Origin of the sequence: Curtobacterium sp. ODYSSEY 48 V2 (assembly GCF_023712625.1) — a bacterium.
In the GTDB taxonomy this organism is placed as follows: domain Bacteria; phylum Actinomycetota; class Actinomycetes; order Actinomycetales; family Microbacteriaceae; genus Curtobacterium.
In genome coordinates, this window is the sequence record NZ_JAMAXX010000007.1 from 130,241 (window position 1) to 147,672 (window position 17,432).

Annotated in this window: 17 protein-coding genes; 7 read left to right on the plus strand and 10 right to left on the minus strand. The window is 73.7% G+C overall.

Annotation, left to right across the window (positions count from 1 at the left end; translation table 11 throughout):
• Positions 1-30: 30 nt before the first annotated feature.
• Together M3666_RS12225 and M3666_RS12230 are read left to right on the plus strand one after the other, a co-directional pair.
• Positions 31-450: a MarR family transcriptional regulator gene (locus tag M3666_RS12225; protein ID WP_251155347.1), complete on the plus strand. Its 420-nt coding sequence runs from the start codon at positions 31-33 to the stop codon at positions 448-450.
• Positions 447-1,793, plus strand: coding sequence for an MFS transporter (locus M3666_RS12230; RefSeq protein WP_251155348.1), 1,347 nt, complete (start codon positions 447-449; stop codon positions 1,791-1,793). Before M3666_RS12225 ends, M3666_RS12230 begins: the two co-directional genes overlap by 4 nt.
• A 139-nt stretch (positions 1,794-1,932) precedes the next feature.
• On the opposite strand, the gene M3666_RS12235 is transcribed toward M3666_RS12230, so the two are convergent.
• Positions 1,933-2,826, minus strand: coding sequence for an alpha-E domain-containing protein (locus tag M3666_RS12235; RefSeq protein WP_209683965.1), 894 nt, complete (start codon positions 2,824-2,826; stop codon positions 1,933-1,935).
• Positions 2,827-2,972: 146 nt separating this feature from the next.
• Here M3666_RS12235 and M3666_RS12240 point away from each other — a divergent pair, with 146 nt between their 5' ends.
• Together M3666_RS12240 and M3666_RS12245 are read left to right on the plus strand one after the other, a co-directional pair.
• Positions 2,973-3,494: a MarR family winged helix-turn-helix transcriptional regulator gene (locus tag M3666_RS12240; protein WP_251155349.1), complete on the plus strand. Its 522-nt coding sequence runs from the start codon at positions 2,973-2,975 to the stop codon at positions 3,492-3,494.
• Positions 3,495-3,503: 9 nt separating this feature from the next.
• Entirely contained in the window at positions 3,504-3,767 is a 264-nt protein-coding gene (locus M3666_RS12245) for a hypothetical protein (RefSeq protein ID WP_251155350.1), read from the plus strand.
• 13 nt (positions 3,768-3,780) lie between these two features.
• On the opposite strand, the gene M3666_RS12250 is transcribed toward M3666_RS12245, so the two are convergent.
• From M3666_RS12250 to M3666_RS17135, 6 genes are all read right to left on the minus strand, one after another.
• Positions 3,781-4,638: an NAD(P)-dependent oxidoreductase gene (locus M3666_RS12250; RefSeq protein ID WP_209683967.1), complete on the minus strand. Its 858-nt coding sequence runs from the start codon at positions 4,636-4,638 to the stop codon at positions 3,781-3,783.
• 142 nt (positions 4,639-4,780) lie between these two features.
• A complete protein-coding gene (locus M3666_RS12255) occupies positions 4,781-5,884 on the minus strand; it encodes a M23 family metallopeptidase (protein WP_251155351.1) in 1,104 nt (367 codons plus the stop codon).
• A 139-nt stretch (positions 5,885-6,023) separates the two neighbouring features.
• On the minus strand, positions 6,024-6,449 hold the full coding sequence (locus tag M3666_RS12260; protein ID WP_209683971.1) for a hypothetical protein: 426 nt from the start codon (positions 6,447-6,449) through the stop codon (positions 6,024-6,026).
• 121 nt (positions 6,450-6,570) lie between these two features.
• Positions 6,571-7,284: a 1-acyl-sn-glycerol-3-phosphate acyltransferase gene (locus tag M3666_RS12265; protein ID WP_081985203.1), complete on the minus strand. Its 714-nt coding sequence runs from the start codon at positions 7,282-7,284 to the stop codon at positions 6,571-6,573.
• A 126-nt stretch (positions 7,285-7,410) separates the two neighbouring features.
• The gene (gene recQ, locus M3666_RS12270) at positions 7,411-9,252 is read right to left on the minus strand and encodes a DNA helicase RecQ (RefSeq protein WP_251155352.1); all 1,842 of its coding nucleotides are present in this window, start codon (positions 9,250-9,252) and stop codon (positions 7,411-7,413) included.
• Between the two features lie 9 nt (positions 9,253-9,261).
• Positions 9,262-10,392, minus strand: a complete 1,131-nt coding sequence (locus M3666_RS17135) for a CPBP family intramembrane glutamic endopeptidase (RefSeq protein WP_251155353.1) — start codon at positions 10,390-10,392, stop codon at positions 9,262-9,264.
• 35 nt (positions 10,393-10,427) lie between these two features.
• Here M3666_RS17135 and M3666_RS12280 point away from each other — a divergent pair, with 35 nt between their 5' ends.
• Positions 10,428-11,450, plus strand: coding sequence for an EamA family transporter (locus tag M3666_RS12280; RefSeq protein WP_251155354.1), 1,023 nt, complete (start codon positions 10,428-10,430; stop codon positions 11,448-11,450).
• A gap of 100 nt (positions 11,451-11,550) precedes the next feature.
• On the opposite strand, the gene M3666_RS12285 is transcribed toward M3666_RS12280, so the two are convergent.
• Complete coding sequence (locus M3666_RS12285) at positions 11,551-12,009, minus strand: GNAT family acetyltransferase (protein ID WP_066652210.1); 459 nt, start codon at positions 12,007-12,009, stop codon at positions 11,551-11,553.
• Between the two features lie 111 nt (positions 12,010-12,120).
• On the opposite strand from M3666_RS12285, the gene M3666_RS12290 reads away from it, so the two are divergent.
• Positions 12,121-12,927 (plus strand): class E sortase, encoded by an 807-nt coding sequence (locus M3666_RS12290; RefSeq protein ID WP_235426468.1) that lies wholly within the window; start codon positions 12,121-12,123, stop codon positions 12,925-12,927.
• Positions 12,924-13,100, plus strand: coding sequence for a hypothetical protein (locus M3666_RS12295; protein ID WP_158407726.1), 177 nt, complete (start codon positions 12,924-12,926; stop codon positions 13,098-13,100). Before M3666_RS12290 ends, M3666_RS12295 begins: the two co-directional genes overlap by 4 nt.
• A 78-nt stretch (positions 13,101-13,178) precedes the next feature.
• Here the strand turns inward: M3666_RS12295 and M3666_RS12300 are convergent, their stop codons facing one another.
• Positions 13,179-16,220, minus strand: coding sequence for an AAA family ATPase (locus tag M3666_RS12300; protein WP_251155355.1), 3,042 nt, complete (start codon positions 16,218-16,220; stop codon positions 13,179-13,181).
• A complete protein-coding gene (locus M3666_RS12305; RefSeq protein ID WP_251155356.1) occupies positions 16,220-17,383 on the minus strand; it encodes an exonuclease SbcCD subunit D C-terminal domain-containing protein in 1,164 nt (387 codons plus the stop codon). The genes M3666_RS12300 and M3666_RS12305 overlap by 1 nt, the downstream gene beginning before the upstream one ends.
• Positions 17,384-17,432: the final 49 nt, after the last annotated feature.

Below are 17,432 nucleotides of genomic sequence, written 5' to 3' on the forward strand. Positions count from 1 at the left end.
TCGCCGAACTAATGAGGTAGGCTAACGGTCGTGCCCGACACCTCACTCGCCACCGACCTCCGCGTCGCGGTGGCCCGGTTGTCCCGGACGCTGCGCGCACAGAAGGTCGACGCGAGCATGACGGACGGCCAGTTCTCGGCCCTCGCGCGACTGCACCGCGAGGGCGCCATGACCCTCGCCGAGCTCAGCCGGCAGGACGGCGTCACACCGCCGAGCATGACGAAGTCGATCGCGGTGCTCGTGGACCGTGGCCTCGTGTCCAAGGTCGACCACGGCGACGACCGCCGCAAGGTCCTGCTCGCCGCGACCCCGGCCGGAGCGACCTTCGTCGAGGAGACCCGGCGCCGCCGCGACGACTGGCTCTCTCCGCGCCTCACGACCCTGACCGCCACCGAGCGCCGCACCCTCGCCGAGGCCACCGAGATCATGAGGAGGCTTTCCCAGCAGTGACCGCCCTGTTCCGCTCCCTGTCCACCCGCAACTACCGCATCTGGTTCGCCGGGGCCCTGGTCTCCAACGTCGGCACCTGGATGCAGCGCACCGCCCAGGACTGGATCGTCCTGACGAAGCTGTCCGACAACGACGCGATCGCGGTCGGCATCACGATGGCGCTGCAGTTCGGTCCGCAGCTGCTCCTGCTCCCGCTGACCGGCCTGGCCGCGGACCGCTTCGACCGGCGGCGGATGCTCATGCTGACGCAGGGACTCATGGGTGCCCTCGGGCTCGGCCTCGGGATCATGGTCCTCACCGACACGGCGACCCTGTGGTCCCTGTACGGCTTCGCCCTGGCGCTCGGCATCGTCGCCGCGTTCGACACCCCGATCCGGCAGGCGTTCGTCTCCGACGTCGTGCAGGGCGAGCACGTCTCGAACGCCGTCGCGCTCAACTCGGCGTCCTTCAACGCCGCCCGGCTCATCGGGCCCGCGGTCGCGGGGGTGCTCATCGCCGCGATCGGGTCCGGCTGGGTGTTCGTCATCAATGCCGGCTCGTTCCTGGCCGTCCTCGTCGCGCTCCGCTTCGTCGACCCCGCCCAGCTCGCCGAACGCGTGCGCGCGAAGCGCGGGAAGGGGCAGATCCTCGCCGGCTTCACCTACGTGCGGACCCGTCCGGACATCATCGTGGTGCTCTGCATGATCTTCGTCGTGGGGACCTTCGGCGTGAACTTCCCCATCTTCACCTCGACCATGGCGCGGGTCGAGTTCGGCAAGGGTGCCGGCGAGTTCGGCCTGCTGAACTCCGTCATGGCGATCGGTTCGGTCGCCGGCGCGCTCCTCTCCGCCCGGCGGGACCGCCCGCGGATGCGGACCCTCGTCGTCGCCTCGGCCGGCTTCGGCCTGGCGTGCACGGCGGCGGCCCTCGCCCCGACGTACTGGACCTTCGCGGTCGCGCTCGTCTTCGTCGGCCTGGCCTCGCTCACCTTCATGACCACGGCCAACGCGCTCGTGCAGACCACCACGAAGCCCGCGATGCGCGGTCGCGTGATGGCGCTGTACATGGCGATCTTCGCCGGGGGCACACCGATCGGAGCCCCGGTGGTGGGCGCCGTCGCCGATGCGTGGGGGCCACGCTGGGCGATCGTGGTGGGAGCCGCGTCGGGCTTCGTCGCGCTCGCGATCGCCCTGGTCTGGCTCGTCCGCTGGGAACACCTGCGGCTGCGGTACGACGCCGACGCCCGACTGCACCTCGCGGTCACGCACGCGGTGCCGGTGGTCGGCACGCGGGCGTCGCGTGCCGCGCTGCGGCGCGATCTGGAGCGCGACGAGGCGGTGGCGGACCGGTCCAGCTCGGTCTGAGCGTCGGGACCGTCGCCGGCCAGGAGGCACGGGCCACCCCCGCCACGCGCGCACCGCGACAGGATGCCGGCCGGGAGGCACGGTGCCAGCCCGCCACGGCCCTCCCGTCCGGCGCTGTGCCCCGCCCGACGACCGCAGCTCAGCGCGCGGGGGTCGCGACCGTGAAGACGCGGTCCTCGAGCGCCGCGACGACGGCGTCGACCGCGGCGGCGAGTCCCTCGGCGGCGGCTCGGATCCGGTCCGGAGCACCGACCTCCACGCGTCCGAGCGCCGAACGCGCGACCCGGAACGCGGCGACCTGGTCCCCCACGCAGGCGGGCGCGACGTCCGCGAGGCAGTCGTCGGCGCGCGCCGCGAGGAACGCGAGCGACCGCGGACTGTGCGACTCGTGGAGCAGGAACCCGGCGGCGTCCCGCGGATCGACGCCGTGGTGGTCGCGCCCCCGCCGGAAGGCCTCGCCGGCACCGCACGCCCGCAGCGCGGTGGTCCACGACGCCGCCGACCCCGCATCGACGAGCGACGACGCCAGCAACCGCGCCGTGAGGCCGCACCGCAGCAGGGACCTGCCCAGGGTGAAGAACTCCCACACCTCGTCGCGGCTGACGTCGCCCTCGACGACGCCGACGGCCAGCGCACTCCGTTCCCGCACCCACGCGAGGAACTCGTGCGCCCGGTCGACGGCGACCTTGCGCGGCATGCGCGACCGGGTGACGTCGAGGCAGTCCCAGAGCTCGGTGGACACGACCTCGCGCGCGCGACGAGCGTGGTCCCGTGCCACACCGACCGCGTGTGCCACCGAGGCGGGTTCGTGCCGGTCGAGGGCGAGCGACTCGACGACGGCCGCACGCTCACGGCGTCGTGCGGGCGCGCGTGCCCCCACGACGCGGTGCAGCACGGAGCCGACCGTGGACTCCTCCTCGACCACACCCGCGTCGGGCCGGACGACGTAGACGTCGAGCATCCTCGCGACCACGTCGGCCCGCTCCACCGCGCTCCCGACGTGGAACACGCTCCCCGCGAGTCGGCTCAGCACGTCGGCTCCTGCATGCGGCGAAGCTACCGAGCGGGCGTTGCGGCGGTGTTTCGGGACCGCGTCACGGGTGTTGCGAGCCATCCGGCAGACGCGCTCCCAGGGGACACTCGCTAGACAACCTAACTAGAGCGTCTAGCATTGTCCGTATGACGACCGAGGTGAGGAACACCACCACGGGCTTCTGGTACGGGTCAGGATCCAGGGTCGACGCGGTGGACGTACTGAACGCGCTCCGTAGGTACCGGAGTGCCGAGAGCGCTGCCCAGCGCCGGGCGCGCGAGGCACTCGGCATCGGCGAGAACGCACTGCTCGCGCTCCGGGTCCTGCTGGACGCCGAGTCCGAGGGACGCTCCGTCAACGCGAAGGAACTCGCCGACCGACTCGAGATCACGCCGGCGTCGACGTCGGCACTCGTGGACCGACTCGTCCGCAGCGGTCACGTCGAACGACACCCCGACCCCCATGACCGCCGCGGGGTCATCCTCACCGCGTCCGGCGGGTCGATGCGGCAGGTGCTGCGGGTGATCGACCAGCTCGACACGCGCGCGATCGAGGTCGCCGAGCACCTGCCCCAGACGGACATGTCGGTCATCGTCGCGTTCCTCGAGGAGATGGCCCGGGTCGTCGACCACGACGAGGACGCGGCCGACACGGAGCGCTCCGCGTAGCCTCGTCCCATGCCCAGCGCACCGGACGAACCCGTCGGGGTCCCACCGCTCGGTCCGCGGTCGCAGGAGCCGGACCGCGAGCACGCGCGCGACCCCGAGGACGACATGCCGCTCGCCGAGCTCGACGCGCGCGCCCGGGCCGACGCCGCACTCCGGCGCATCCGGAACGGCGCCGACCCCGCGCGGGAGGCCTTCGACCTGGCGAACACGATGAACGACGAGGCTGTCGGACGACTCCGCGGCGCCGTGCTGCGCTGGCTGCGCCGAGACTGATCCGGCGAGCGGCCTACCGCTGGTCGTCGGCGAAGGCGGTGCCCACCGCAGCGATGTCGTCGGCGCCGTGCCCGGCTGCACTGGCGTCGGCGTAGACCCGGTCGAGCGCGTCGAGGAGGGTCGTCGACACCCCCGCGGTCCGTGCCGCGTCGCCGATCAGCCCGATGTCCTTCCGCAGGCCGTCGAGGGCGAACTGCGGCGCGAGGTCACCGCCGATCATCGCTGCACCCTTCGTGTGCGCGTAGGGCGAGTCGCTCGCGGTGCCGTCGATCGCGTCGAGGAACAGCTGCGGGTCGAGTCCGAGCGCACGGGCGATCGCGAGCGACTGGCCGGTGGCGGCGGTGATCGACGCGACCCAGGCGTTGGCCGCGAGCTTCAGGGCCGTGCCGTCGCCGACCCGCTCCCCCGCGCGGACGGTCTTCGCCCCGATGGCGTCGAGCACCGGGTCCACACGGTCGAGCACGTCCGACGGGCCGGCGGCCAGCATGGTGAGCTTGCCCTGCTCCGCCGGGGCCTTCGTTCCGAGCATCATCGCCTCGACGAGGGTGATGCCGTACTTCTCGGCCAACTGCACCACGGTCTCGGTCCCCGCGACGCCGATGGTCGAGGCCTGCACCCACACGGCGTCCGCGGGAGCGTCCCCGGCAGCGGTCTCGAGGACGTCGACGACCGCATCGGTGTCGAAGAGCGTCAGCAGGACGACCTCGGCGTCGCTCACCGCCGCGGCAGCGTCCGTCGCCACGGTGGCGCCGGCGTCGCCGAGCGGGCGGGCCTTGTCGGCGCTGCGGTTCCACACGGTCACCCGGTGGCCCTCGCGCAGCAGCGACCCCGCGACCCCTGCACCCATCGTCCCCGTACCCAGCACCGTCACGCGCACCACTGTCTCCGTCCTGCGTCCGGCACCCTGCCGACGTCGCTCTCGACGCTACGCCTGCGCGGCCCGACCAGCCTGACCCGACCAGCCTGGCCCGGTCGGCGTGCGGACGCCGACACCCGTCGCCGGTGCGACCCGTTCAGAGCAGGCCGCGAGCGGCGAGCCACGGGGCCGGATCGATCGGCGTCCCGCCGACGATGACCTCGAAGTGCAGGTGCGGGCCGGTGGAGACCCCGGTGCTGCCCACGGCGCCGAGCTGTTCGCCGGCCGACAGCGTCTGCCCGGGCAGGACGTCGATGCGGGACAGGTGCCCGTACCGCGTCTGCGTGCCGTCCGGATGTGCGAGGAGCACCTGGTTGCCGTACCCGCCGAGCGGCCCGGCGGACACGACCCGTCCGGGCATCGCGGCGACGACGGGCGTCCCGGATGCCGCGGCGAAGTCGAGCCCGTGGTGGTTCGTCGAGCACGCACCACACCCGGCGACCTGCCGACCGCCGAAGCCTCCGGCGGTCGGGATCGTCCCCGCGACGGGACGGACCACGTCCGAGCCCGTCGTGATCTGCACACGGCCGTGTCGATCGCCACCCGCCCGGGTCGCCTGCACGTCGAAGCCGTCGCGGACGACGGTGACGGTGACGCCGGACGCGACGCGGTAGTGCTGCTCCGGCGCCGGGGCGACCTGGTGCGCGGGTGCGGATGCGGGTGCGGCGCCGAGACCGAACCCGGTGGGGTCGTCGAGTGCGGCGGCCGGGGTCGACACGGAGACGACCAGGCAGGCTGCGAGGGCGGACGCCGTCACCGGGAGGAGTCGCGAGGACGACCCCGATCGGGCCGCCGGCAGCGCCGCGGGACGCTGAGGCCGACCGACAGCGACGCCCCTGCGGAGCTCGGGGACGTGCCGGTCACGCCCGGGTCGCCCGGACACGCGCGGGTCGGGCACGCGCAGGTCGGGTACGCGCAGGCCGTGCTTGTTGTGCTTGCCGAGCCTGCCGGGACGATCGGCGGACCGGCGAGGGGTGCGGAGGTCACGACGACTCGGCAGGGCTGCTCCGGACCGAGCGCCGTCGATGGTGGTGGTGGTGGTGGACACCGAGGCGGCGGCAGGGGGGACCGCCGCCTCGGCGGTCTGGTGGCCGACACGGACGGACCGGGCAGCTGCGTCGTTCGCCGCTCGGCGGGCCGCTCCGCGGGGGCGGATCGGTGCCGTCGGTGCCGAACCGGGGGCGCTGTCGGTCGTGGTCATCGTCATCGTGTCGGGAGATCGGATCGGGTGTGTCGGGATGGGGTGTGTCGGGATGGGGTGTGTCGGGATGGGGTGTGTCGGGATGGGGTGTGTCGGGACGCTCGGACGTCGTCCGTCATCGGTGGCGGTGCCGGTCGGCTCAGCCGCGGACGACGCCGTCGCGCGTGATGCGCTCGAGCTCCCCGACGACGGCGTCGACGACCGCGCGGGTGATCGCATCGGTCACCGCTTCGACCAGCGCGAGCTGGTCGGGCGTGACGGCGACCTCGTTCGGGAGCGCGGTCCCGACCCGCTGCGGGATCTCGTCGATCGCGGCGACGAGGGCAGCCGGCACCAGGGCGGACCGCATCGGGGACACGGGAGCCGTCAGCGGCGAGGTGGGTGCGGGGACGACCCGGGTGCGTGCGGCGGTGACGGAGACCGCTGCTGCCGGAGCGGGCGTCGCCGTCGGGGCCGGTGCCGGTGCCGCCGGAAGGGTCACCGCGGGCTGCGCCTGTTCCGGAGCCGTGGTCGCGGCGCGGGAGGCCCGACGCGAGATCGAGTCGAAGAGGGGCGTGGAGGACATGCTGCTTGCCTTCCGGTCAGTGGTGGATCGGGCCGTCCTGGGCGGTCCGACTGGGCTCGTGCCTCGGGCACGAGGACGATTCAACCACTGATATTCCGAATGTGCAATAGCGCGTTCTGAATCAGTCGGGCTCGACCGCCTGCGTCGGGTCGTCGCGCCGCAGCACCTGCTTGACCCGCTCGACGATCGTCGACGGCGGATTGTTGTAGGCGTTCGCGGGTTCCTGCCCGCTCAACGCCTGGATCGCGTCCATGACGGCGTCGGTCGCGTGGCGCCGTGCACGGCCGGACGACGCCTCGCCGAAGTGGGACAGGTCCATCGGTGCACCGAACTCGATGGTGACGCGGGCGAGCCGCGGCAGCCGCGAGCCGACGGGCTGCACGTCCTCGGTGCCGGTGAGTGCGACCGGCACCACCGGAGCCCCGCTCGTCAGCGCCAGCCAGGCCACGCCGGTCCGACCCTTGTAGAGCCGACCGTCGAGGGACCGGGTGCCCTCGGGGTAGATGGCGAAGGCCTCGCCGGCCTCGAGCCGCTCGAGCCCGAGGTCGAGGGCGTGCTGCGCCGCGGCTCCCGCTCCGCGTTCGACCCCGATGGCACCGATCCCGCCGAAGAACGCGCGCGAGACCGCACCGCGCAGACCGGTCCCGGTGAAGTACTCCTGCTTGGCCAGGAAGGACACCTTGCGCGGCGCCATGAGGGTGATCGCCGGGGAGTCGATGAAGGACCTGTGGTTGCTCGCCAGGATGACCGGCCCGTGCTTCGGTACGTTCTTCCGTCCCACGATGCGCGGTCGCCAGACCAGGCGCGCGAGCGGGGTCACCACCGCACGGCTCATCGTGGTGGCGAACTTCGTCGTACCGGGCAACCGGGCCTCCTCGTCGTGGGAGGTTCCGAGTGTAGTGAGCGTCGGGCGGGCCACATTCCGTCTGCGGAATGCGTCTGCGTGGCGACCGCCGGCGGCTCAGTCCGCGTGCGCTGCGACCACGTCGAGGACCGCGCGCCCGTAGCGCTCGAGCTTCGCGCCGCCGATGCCGGAGATCTCGCTGAGGGCGTCCTCGTCCGCCGGCTTCACCGCAGCGATCCCCCGCAGCGTCGCGTCGTTGAACACCACGTAGGCGGGGACCCCCTGCTCCCGGGCCTGCGCCGCACGCCAGGAACGCAGCGCCTCGAACAGGCCGAGCGCCTCCTGCGGCACGTCGGTGACCGCCTGACGTCGCACCCGTTGACCCCGCGAGGCCTTCACCGGGTCGCGACGCATCAGCACGCGCGTGCGACCGCTCAGGACCTCGGCGCTCGTGGGGCTGAGGACGATCGTGCCGAAGCCGTCGCCCGACACCGCCGCGTAGCCCTGCGCCAGGAGCTGCCGGGCGACCGCACGCCACTCCCCCTCGCCCAGGTCGTTGCCGATGCCGAAGGTCGCGAGGGAGTCGTGCCGCAGCTCCTGCACGCGGGGTGACTGCTTGCCGACCAGGATGTCCACGAGGTGCGCGACGCCGTACCGCTGGCCGCGCTCACGCTCCAGCCGGACCACGGTCGACAGGAACTTCTGCGCGGGCACGGTGCCGTCCCACGGCTCGGGCGGCGCGATGCAGGTGTCGCAGTTCCCGCAGGCCGTGGACTCCTGCCCGAAGTACGCCAGCAACCGCACCCGGCGGCACTCGATCGTCTCGCACAGCGCGAGCATGGCGTCGAGGTGGGCGCTGAGCTGCCGCCGGTGCGCCGCGTCGCCCTCGGACTGGTCGATCATCCGGCGCTGCTGCACGACGTCGTTCAACCCGTAGGCGAGCCACGCCGTCGAGGGCAGCCCGTCACGACCCGCACGGCCGGTCTCCTGGTAGTACCCCTCGACCGACTTCGGCAGGTCGAGGTGCGCCACGAACCGCACGTCCGGCTTGTCGATGCCCATGCCGAAGGCGATCGTCGCGACCATGACGATGCCGTCCTCGCGCAGGAACGTCGACTGGTTGCGCTCACGGACCTTCGCGTCGAGGCCGGCGTGGTACGGCAGCGCCGGGATCCCCTGGTCGGCGAGGGCGGCCGCGGTGCGTTCGACCGAGTTGCGGGACAGGCAGTAGACGATCCCGGCGTCGCCGCTGTGCTCGGTGCGGATGAACGTCAGCAGCTGCTGCAGCGCGCCGGTCTTCGGCTCGATGCGGTACTGGATGTTCGGCCGGTCGAAGTCGGCCACGAAGTGCGCGGCGTCGTCGAGCCCGAGTCGGCCGGAGATCTCGCGGTGGGTCTGCGGCGTCGCTGTCGCGGTGAGGGCGACGCGCGGCACCGTCGGCCAGCGCTCGTGCAGCACGCTGAGCTCGAGGTAGTCGGGGCGGAAGTCGTGGCCCCACTGGGCCACACAGTGTGCCTCGTCGATGGCGAACAGGGCGATGCGGGCGCGGTCGAGCAGGGATCGGGTCGACTCGAGTCGAAGGCGCTCGGGCGCGAGGTAGAGCATGTCGACCTCGCCGGAGACGACCGCCCGTTCGACCCGGGCGCGCTCGTCGGGGCCCTGGGTCGAGTTGAGGAACGCGGCGCGGACGCCGTTGGCGGCGAGGGCGTCGACCTGGTCCTGCATGAGGGCGATGAGCGGCGAGACGACCACGCCGACGCCGTCACGGACGAGCGCGGGCACCTGGTAGCAGAGCGACTTGCCGCCACCGGTCGGCATGAGCACGAGCGCGTCGCCGCCGGAGACGACCTGGTCGATGATCGCGGCCTGCTCGCCGCGGAAGGCGTCGTACCCCCACACGCGGTGCAGGACGTCGAGCGCGGCAGCCCGCGACGGCGAGGTCGTGGTCGTCGTGCTCATGCACCCAGCCTACGAGCGCGGGGCGACACCCACCGTCTCGTCCACAGGCACCGCGTCGTCCGGGCCGGCCGCCGACGTGTCCCGGTCCGTCTCGGGACCGCGGGCCGGTGCGGCTGCCCAGCCCGTGCCTCCCGGCCGGGTCCACTGCCGACCGCCCGCCCAGACCGGAGCCGGACCGCGGAAGCGGGGCGCCTCGTGTCCCGGGAAACGACGGTCGAGCCCCCGCCACCACGCGAGGAGCTCGATCATGCCCCAGAAGGCGAGCGAGGTCGCGAGCGTGACCAGGAAGCCACCCGCGGTGCCGTCCGAGGCGTCGAGGTCGACCTTCGACCAGCCGGGGGCCTGCAGCACGAAGATCATGATGTTGTTGAAGGCGTGCTGGAGGACGGTGGCCTCCATGCCGCCGGTCCGCAGCACGATGATCGCGGCGATCAGCCCGAACGAGCCGACGTCGAGGATGCCCCACACGTTGTAGCCGTTCGGGATGTGCCCCGCGGCGAACGCGACCGTCGACACCGCGACGGCGACGACGACGCCGACGATCCGCACCGGGATCCACGATGCGATCGTCTGGATCAGGAAGCCGCGGAAGACGTACTCCTCCGCTGCACCCTGGAAGGGCACGAGCACCAGGACCATCACGACCGTGAAGGTCAGGGTGGCGGGCGAGACCGTCGACTGCCCGATGGCGTCGTGGTCCCAGCCGAAGCCGCCGTCGAACGAGAACATCCCCCACGTCTGCAGCAGGAACATCGGGATCGCGATGACGAGCGTGGGGAGCAGGCACCACAGCGTCCACCGCCAGCGCACCCGGAAGCGCGTCGACGACAGGATGCCCGCCGGGCCGATCCGGGCGATCTTCACCGCGAGCAGGATGCCGGGCAGCAGCACCACGAGCGACAGCAGGGTCAGCGACAGGATGAGCGGGTCCGTGGGGTCGAGGGCGCCGCTCGTCAGGTCGTCCTGGAACCCGATCAGCCCCTCGGCGCCCTGCGTCGCACCGATCGGCACGAAGTACGCCACCGCGAGGACGATCTGCGTCACGACGTAGTACCCGACGAGGAACGCGAGCGCGACCAGCGGACGCCACCAGCGCCAACGGGCATCGACACGGGGCAGGCGGTGGTAGGGAACGCTCACCCGCGCAGGCTACCGGCACGGGCAGGATGGGAGCCGTGCTCTCCGTCCTGCTCGGCCTGACCGGTGCGGTCGTCTACGGGGCGGCCGACTTCCTCGGCGGCCTCGCCGCACGCCGGGTCCGGGCCGTGGTCGTCGCGGCCGCCGCGGCGGCGGTCGGGCTGGTCCCGCTCGGTGCCGGGGTGCCGCTCGTGGGCGCGACGTTCTCGACCGGTGCGGTCGTCGCGGGGACGGCCGCGGGTGTCTCCGGGTCCGTGGCGGTGCTGCTGCTGTACCGGGCGCTGGCCGTCGGCCCGATGAGCGTGCTGTCGCCGCTGACGGCGGTGTTCGCCGCGCTCAGCCCGGTCGTCGTCGCGCTGCTGGGCGGGGCGGTGCTGTCGTTGGCGGCGTCGGTCGCGCTCGTGGTCGCGGTGCTCGCGGTCGTGCTGGTCGCGGCGGTGCGGGACTCCTCGGGTGCGCGGGTGACCGCGGTCGGGGTCGCGACGGCTGCGGTGGCAGGGTGCGGGTTCGGCGGGATCGTGCTCGCGTACGACGCGGCACCCGGGGACGCCGGGGTCGCGACGCTCCTGGTCGGGCGGGTGGTGCAGGCGGTGCTGCTCGGCGCCGTGGCGGTCGCGGTGGCGGCGCGGTCGGGGCCGGTGCGGCCGGCACGGTCCGGTCGGCCGGGAGGCACGGATCGCGTCGGTCCGCCGGCACCGGCCGCGCGGTCTGGCGCGGCTGACGCGAGGGCGGTGCGTCGACCGGGCCGGTCGCGCCGACCCGGCTCGTCGGGTCCGTCGCGGTGGCGGGGTCCGTTCCGCTGGCCGCGCTGGTCACGACCGACGGTGGTCGCCGTGGTGGCGTGCGGGGTGCTCGACGCCCTCGCGAACGCCTGCATCCAGGCGGCGCTGCACGTCGGCTCGGGCGACGCCACGCTCCCGGTGGTGAGCGTCCTCAACGCGCTGTACCCGATCGGCACGGTGGTGCTCGCCGGCGTCGTGCTGCGCGAACGGCTGACCGCGGTGCAGTGGACGGGGATCGTGCTCGCGTTCGTGGCCGCGGTCGGACTGGCGCTGGCCTAGCGGGCGTCGGGCGCCCTTGGTCCGGGGCTGGCGTACGTGGTCCGGCGCTGGTGTCCGTGGTCCGGCGCTGGTGTCCGTGGTCCGGCGCCCGGCGTCGGGATCAGTCGTCGGCGATGAGGCGCTTGCCGAGCGAGACCGCGCGGTCCGGGGCGTACCCGAGCGAAGCGTAGAACCCGAGGACCTGCTCGTTCCCCTCGCGCACCTGCACGTTGACCTTCGGGCAGCCGCGCTCGGTGAGCAGCCGTTCGAACTCGGCCATGAAGGCGCGACCGAGTCCGGAGCCCTGCAGGTCGGGACGGACGGCCAGGTAGTTCACCCAGCCGCGGTGCCCGTCGTACCCAGCCATGCCGACGCCGACGACCGTGCGCTCGTCGTCGTGCTCGGGCTGCTCGGGCTGGTCGGGCTGCTCGGCGACCAGGAAGAGCTCGGGCTGCTCGGCGACCTTCCGCGCGATGTCACGACGCGGGTCGTTCCACGGACGCAGCAACCCACAGGCTTCCCACAGGGCGACGACCGCCTCGGTGTCGTCGGGGCGGAACGGTCGGAACACCGGGGTCATCCGTTCACGCTAGCGGGACCCGTGGGCATCCACAGGTGCGAGGACTCGTCACCTGTTCCTCGGCGTGGTCTGATAGACCTGTCCGACCACCCCATCCGGATCAGGAGCACCGTGACCGCACACGACACCGCCCCGACGCGCCGCTCGGCGCGCGAGGACGAGGCCACGCGGCCGCCACGACGCCCTCGGCGCCGTCAGACCGTCGGCGGGGCGCTCGTCTCGCTGCTGGCCGAGCTCCTGATCATCGCCGGTGCCGGCACGGGCCTCTACGTGGTGTGGACCGCGTGGTGGACGGACGTCGTCGCCGTGAACGAGCAGACGAAGCTCGTCGACGACCTCGGGCAGCGCGCGGCGCCGAAGGTCGAGGGCTCGGAGCACCGGGGCGAAGCGCCCGTGCTCGCCGAACCGCCGGAGGTCACGAGCGTGTTCGGCACGATGCAGATCCCCCGCTTCGGCGCCGACTACCTCCGTCCGATCGGTGAGGGCACCGACCGCGAGCGCGTGCTCAACACGATCGGGCTCGGGCACTACCAGGACACCGCGATGCCGGGCGCCGAGGGCAACTTCGCCGTCGCCGGGCACCGCGTGACGTACGGCAAGCCGCTCAACCAGATCGCGGAGCTCAAGACCGACGACGCGATCGTCGTCCGGGTGACCGACGAGGAGAAGGACTTCGACGTCTGGTACGTCTACAAGGTCACCGACTCGCAGATCGTCACGCCGGACAAGATCGAGACGATCGCGCCGGTGCCGAACCAGCCGGGTGTCACGCCCTCGGCCGAGGACCGCTGGCTCACCCTGACCGCGTGCCACCCCATGTGGTCCGCCAAGGAGCGCTACGTGACCCACGCCAAGCTCGACTACTGGATGCCCGTCTCGGAGGGCACCCCCAAGGAACTCTCGGAGACGCCGAAGTGATCTTCCCGTTCGTCTGGCGGATCCTGCCCGGCCCGGCTGCCCTGAAGGTCCTCGAGCTGCTCGTGCTGCTCGCGGTGATCGTGTACGCGCTGTTCACGTGGGTCTTCCCGTGGATCGCCGCCGACATCCTGCCGCCGCCCGACGGCACGGTGGACGCGCCGCCGTCGCCCTGACTACAGCCGTCCGTCGACCGCCCGCGGGGTCCGCAGCGGCGGTCTGCGGTCCGACGTCTGCGCTGCCCGCGCGGATCGTCAGACCGTGGTCGTGACCCGCGAGCCGCCCTCGGCGGTGCGCCGCACGGCGATGCGCTCGGGGATGCGCTGCTTGAGCTCCTCGACGTGGCTCACGATGCCGACCTGCCGTCCGCCGGCGGTGAGGCGTGCGAGCTGCCCGATGACGTCGTCCAGCGTCTCCGGGTCCAGCGTGCCGAACCCCTCGTCGACGAACAGGGTGCCGAGCGAGACCCCGCCGGCCTCGGCCTGCACGACGTCGGCGAGCCCGAGTGCCAGGCAGAGCGACACCGTGAAGGTCTCGCCGCCGGACAGGCTCCCCGGAGCGCGCCGGGTGTCGGTGGTGTGGTCGTGGACGGCCAGCGCGAGGCCGGTCCGGCGGGCTCGCGACCCGGCCTCGCGCTCGTCGGACGTCTCGAGGGTGAACCGCCCTCCGAGCATGCCCCGCAGCCGGTCGTTGGCCGCGGCGACGACGTCCTCGAAGCGCCGCATGAGCACGTAGGTGCCGAGGGTGATCCCGCTCGGGTTCACGGCGGTGACACCGTTCGCGACGTCGGCCAGGCGGACCACGGCGCGGCTGCGTGCCGACGTGTCGTCGCGAGCACCGACGGCACGGACCACCTCGGCGGCGCAGCGGGCTGCGGCCTCCGACCGGTCGGACGCCGACACCGCCGCGCGGGTGGCCTCGTCGGCACGCTCGGCAGCGGCGACGGTCGCGGTGCGGGCGGCGTCCAGGTCGAGCGCGACGGTGGCCTCGGCATCGACGGAGCCCTCGTCGGCGGCGGCTGCCACCACCGCCGGTTCGACGAGCCCGGCGTCGACGACGGCACGCTCCCGCTCGGCGGCGACGACCTCGGCCTGTAGTGCGGCCGACGCATCCGGCTGGAGCAGTGCTGCCCGGGCCGCGTCGAGCGTGTCGAAGCCCTGCTCGGTCAGCGCCAGGTCGACCTCGGCGGACCGCTCGCGCACGGCCTGTGCCGCCGTCGTGGCCTGCGACTCGGCGACCGCGACCTCGTCGGCTCGTGCGACGAGGTCGTCGAGCTGCCGGACCAGCTGCGCGAGGGAGCGGTCGTCCGACGTCCCGTCGATGCGGCCGGCGGTGTCGGCGGATGCGTCCCAGGAGCCCGCGGCGAGGGTCGCTGCGCGCTGTCGGGCGTCCGTCACGGCAGCGGCGTCCTGGTCGAGGCGCGATCCCTCTGCCCCGCTCGTCGCCACGAGGACGGCGTGGTCGGCCTGCACGGCGTTGTGCTCGCGCTCGAGTGCCCGGGTCTCGTCGTCGTACGCCGTCCGCTGCTGCTCGACCTCGGCCACGCGGACTGCCGCCGCGTGGGCGGCCTGCACGCGGGCGTCGGCGACCGCGGCTCGGGTCGCCAGGGCGTCGGCGTCCGTCTCCCCGACGGCGACGCGCAGTCGTTCGAGGGCGGCACGCTCGACGGCGAGCGCGGACGCCGCCTCGGCGAGGGCGCCGTCGGCGGCGCGTGACGCGTCGGCGGCTTCGTCGACGGCGGCTGCGTCCGGGTGGTCGTCCTGCGGCAGGGCGACGTCCGGGTGCTCGAGCGCGCCGCACACGGGACAGGGGTCGCCCGGGACGAGTGCCGCGCCGAGTTCGCCCGCCAGTCCGGCGATGCGGCGGGTGCGCAGGGCCTGCTCGGTCCGCAGGAGCGCTTCGGCGCGGACGCGACGGTCGGCCACCACCTGCTCCGCCCGGTGCACGGCGGCGGCCGCGGCGTCACGGGCGTCGAGGTCTGCGCGCAGCTGCCGGAGGCGCTCGACCTCGGCGCGGGCGGCCTCGGCGTCGCCCGCGGCGGTGGCCGCGGTCCGGGCTTCCTCGACGAGCGCGGCCCGACCGGCGGGACGAGCCTCGAGCGCACGGTCGAGCTCGGCCACCCGTCGGACGAGCAGTGCGGCCCGGTCGGCGGCGTCCGTGCGGGCCCGTCGGCGGTCGTCGAGCGTGGCCTCGACCGCGACGAGGTGCCGGACCGCCGCGACGCAGGTGGCGAGGTCGGCGCGGCGTGCGGCGGTGTCGACGTCCGACGGGACACCGAGGCGCGCACGGAGGTCGTGCGCTCGGCGACGGTGCTCGTCAGCACGGGAGCGGGCGGCGTCGAGCCCCTGTGCCGGCGTCGTGACCCGGCCGGCCCGTTCGGCGAGCGCGAGCCGGGCGCGGGCGGCCTCGACCCGGGATGCGGCGTCGTCGAGGGCGCGGCGACGATCGAGGAGCGCGGCACGTCGCGCCCTGGCCTGCAGTCGCGCGGCCACGTCGTGCTCGTGCACCCGGGCGCGTTCCGCCGCCGCGACCGCGTCGGTGCGATCTGCTGCGGTCGCCGTGGCCACGGCGCGCAGCGCGTCGAGGGTCCCCGGCACCGAGGCCTCGTCGGCGTCGACGACACCGGCGGCCTGGGCGAAGCGGCTCAGCGCGTCCCGCACCCGGGCGTCGGCGGACTCCACCTCGGCCTGGACCTCGCGGCGGCGGGCGGCGAGCTCGTCCGCCGTGCGGTCGTAGACCTGGGTGCCGAAGAGCGACTGCAGGAGCTTCCGGCGGTCCTCGCCCGGTGCCCGGAGGAAGCGAGCGAACTCGCCCTGCGGGAGCACGACCGTCTGCAGGAACTGTGCACGGTCGAGTCCGACGACCCGAGCGACCTCGAGCCCGATCTCCGGGATCCGCGAGGACACCGGCTCACCGACGACGTCGCCGGGGTGTGCGAGCCGGAAGAGCTGCGCCGACGCCTGCTGTCGCACCGTCCCTGCGCCGCGCTGCTTCGGCCGGTCGTACTGCGGCGTCCGGCGGACCCGGTACACGCCGGCACCGGTCTCGAACACGAGCTCCACGAAGGGTTCCACCCCGGGGTCGGCGTGCTGGCTGTGCAGGCGGTCGTGCGTCGATCCCTCGCCCGCGAGCCCGCCGTACAGGGCGAACACCACGGCGTCGATGATGGTCGACTTGCCGGAGCCGGTCGGGCCCTCGAGCAGGAACACCCCGGAGGCGGCGAGCGCCGCGAAGTCGATCGTCACGAGTTCGGGGTAGGGCCCGATCGCCCGGAGTTCGAGTCGGTGCAGGTACATCAGCGCCCCCGGTCGTCGTGCATCGCGAGGACCGCTGCCTCGTACGCCTCGGTCAGGACCGCGCGGTCGTCGTCGCCCGGCGTCGCGCCGGTGGCGAACGCGACGAAGTCGGCCGCGACCTCGACCGGGTCGGAGGTCGCCGTGACCGCCCGCGCCGCCTGCCGGTCGGGGCGGTCGGCGGGCTCGTGCGTGATCGCCAGCGCGTGCGGGAAGTGGTCCTTCACCCGGGCGTAGAGCCGCTCGGGGTGGACGGTGTCGGTGACCGCGACGCGGACCCAGGCGTCGGCGTCCGCGCGGTGCGCGCCGGACTCGATCGCCTCCATGCTCGTCCGGACGTCGACCAGGCGCCGCGGCACGGGCGCGGGTACCAGCTCCGCCGAGACCCCACCGTCGGCCGCCAGTTCGACGAGGGTGACGCTCTTGCGCTGCTGCCGTTCCCCGAACGAGAACGCGAGCGGCGACCCGGCGTACCGGATGCGGTCCCCCGCGCCCACGCGCTGCGGTCCGTGCAGGTGTCCGAGCGCGACGTAGTCGATGCCGTCGAACACCGAGGCAGCGACCTGGTCGACCCCGCCGACCCGGATGTCCTGCTCGCTGTCGCTCGGAGCAGCCCCGCCGACGAAGGCGTGCGCGACGACGACGCTGCGGGTGCCCGGGCGCTCCGCCAGGTCTGCTCGGATCCGTGCGGTGGCTGCGCCGACGACCGCCTGGTGGGACCGGGCGAGGGGCTCGTCCGGCTCGTCCGCGAGGGCGTAGCGCGTCAGGTCGGGGTGCAGGTACGGGATCCCGTACACGGCGACCGGGCCGTACTCGTCGTCGAGCAACACCGGCGTGCCGATGCCCGTCGGCTCCGCCAGGATCCGCACGCGGTCGTGCATGACCCCCGCGCCGAAGCCGAGCCGGGCGGCGGAGTCGTGGTTGCCCGGGGTCAGCACGACCGTCGCCGTCTCGGCCAGGCGTTCGAGCGTCCGGGAGAGCAGCCGGACGGCGTCGACCGGTGGGATCGCACGGTCGTAGACGTCGCCGGCGATGACGACCAGGTCGACCGCGCGGTCGCGGACGGTCTCGACGAGGAAGTCCGCGAAGGTCGACTGGTGTCCGAGCAGGTCCGCACCGAGCAGCGTGCGGCCGAGGTGCCAGTCGCCGGTGTGGAGGATCCGCATGCCGCCACGGTAGCGGCGGCCGGGGACATCACCAGCAAGCCCGTACCGC

Bases quoted from the DNA above. Each gene is read 5' to 3' on its own strand.
- M3666_RS12240 (WP_251155349.1), top strand. From the start codon at position 2,973: ATGACGACCGAGGTGAGGAACACCACCACGGGCTTCTGGTACGGGTCA.
- M3666_RS12245 (WP_251155350.1), top strand. From the start codon at position 3,504: ATGCCCAGCGCACCGGACGAACCCGTCGGGGTCCCACCGCTCGGTCCG.
- M3666_RS12255 (WP_251155351.1), bottom strand. From the start codon at position 5,884: ATGACCACGACCGACAGCGCCCCCGGTTCGGCACCGACGGCACCGATC.
- M3666_RS12260 (WP_209683971.1), bottom strand. From the start codon at position 6,449: ATGTCCTCCACGCCCCTCTTCGACTCGATCTCGCGTCGGGCCTCCCGC.
- M3666_RS12265 (WP_081985203.1), bottom strand. From the start codon at position 7,284: ATGAGCCGTGCGGTGGTGACCCCGCTCGCGCGCCTGGTCTGGCGACCG.
- recQ (WP_251155352.1), bottom strand. From the start codon at position 9,252: ATGAGCACGACGACCACGACCTCGCCGTCGCGGGCTGCCGCGCTCGAC.
- M3666_RS12285 (WP_066652210.1), bottom strand. From the start codon at position 12,009: ATGACCCCGGTGTTCCGACCGTTCCGCCCCGACGACACCGAGGCGGTC.
- M3666_RS12300 (WP_251155355.1), bottom strand. From the start codon at position 16,220: ATGTACCTGCACCGACTCGAACTCCGGGCGATCGGGCCCTACCCCGAA.
- M3666_RS12305 (WP_251155356.1), bottom strand. From the start codon at position 17,383: ATGCGGATCCTCCACACCGGCGACTGGCACCTCGGCCGCACGCTGCTC.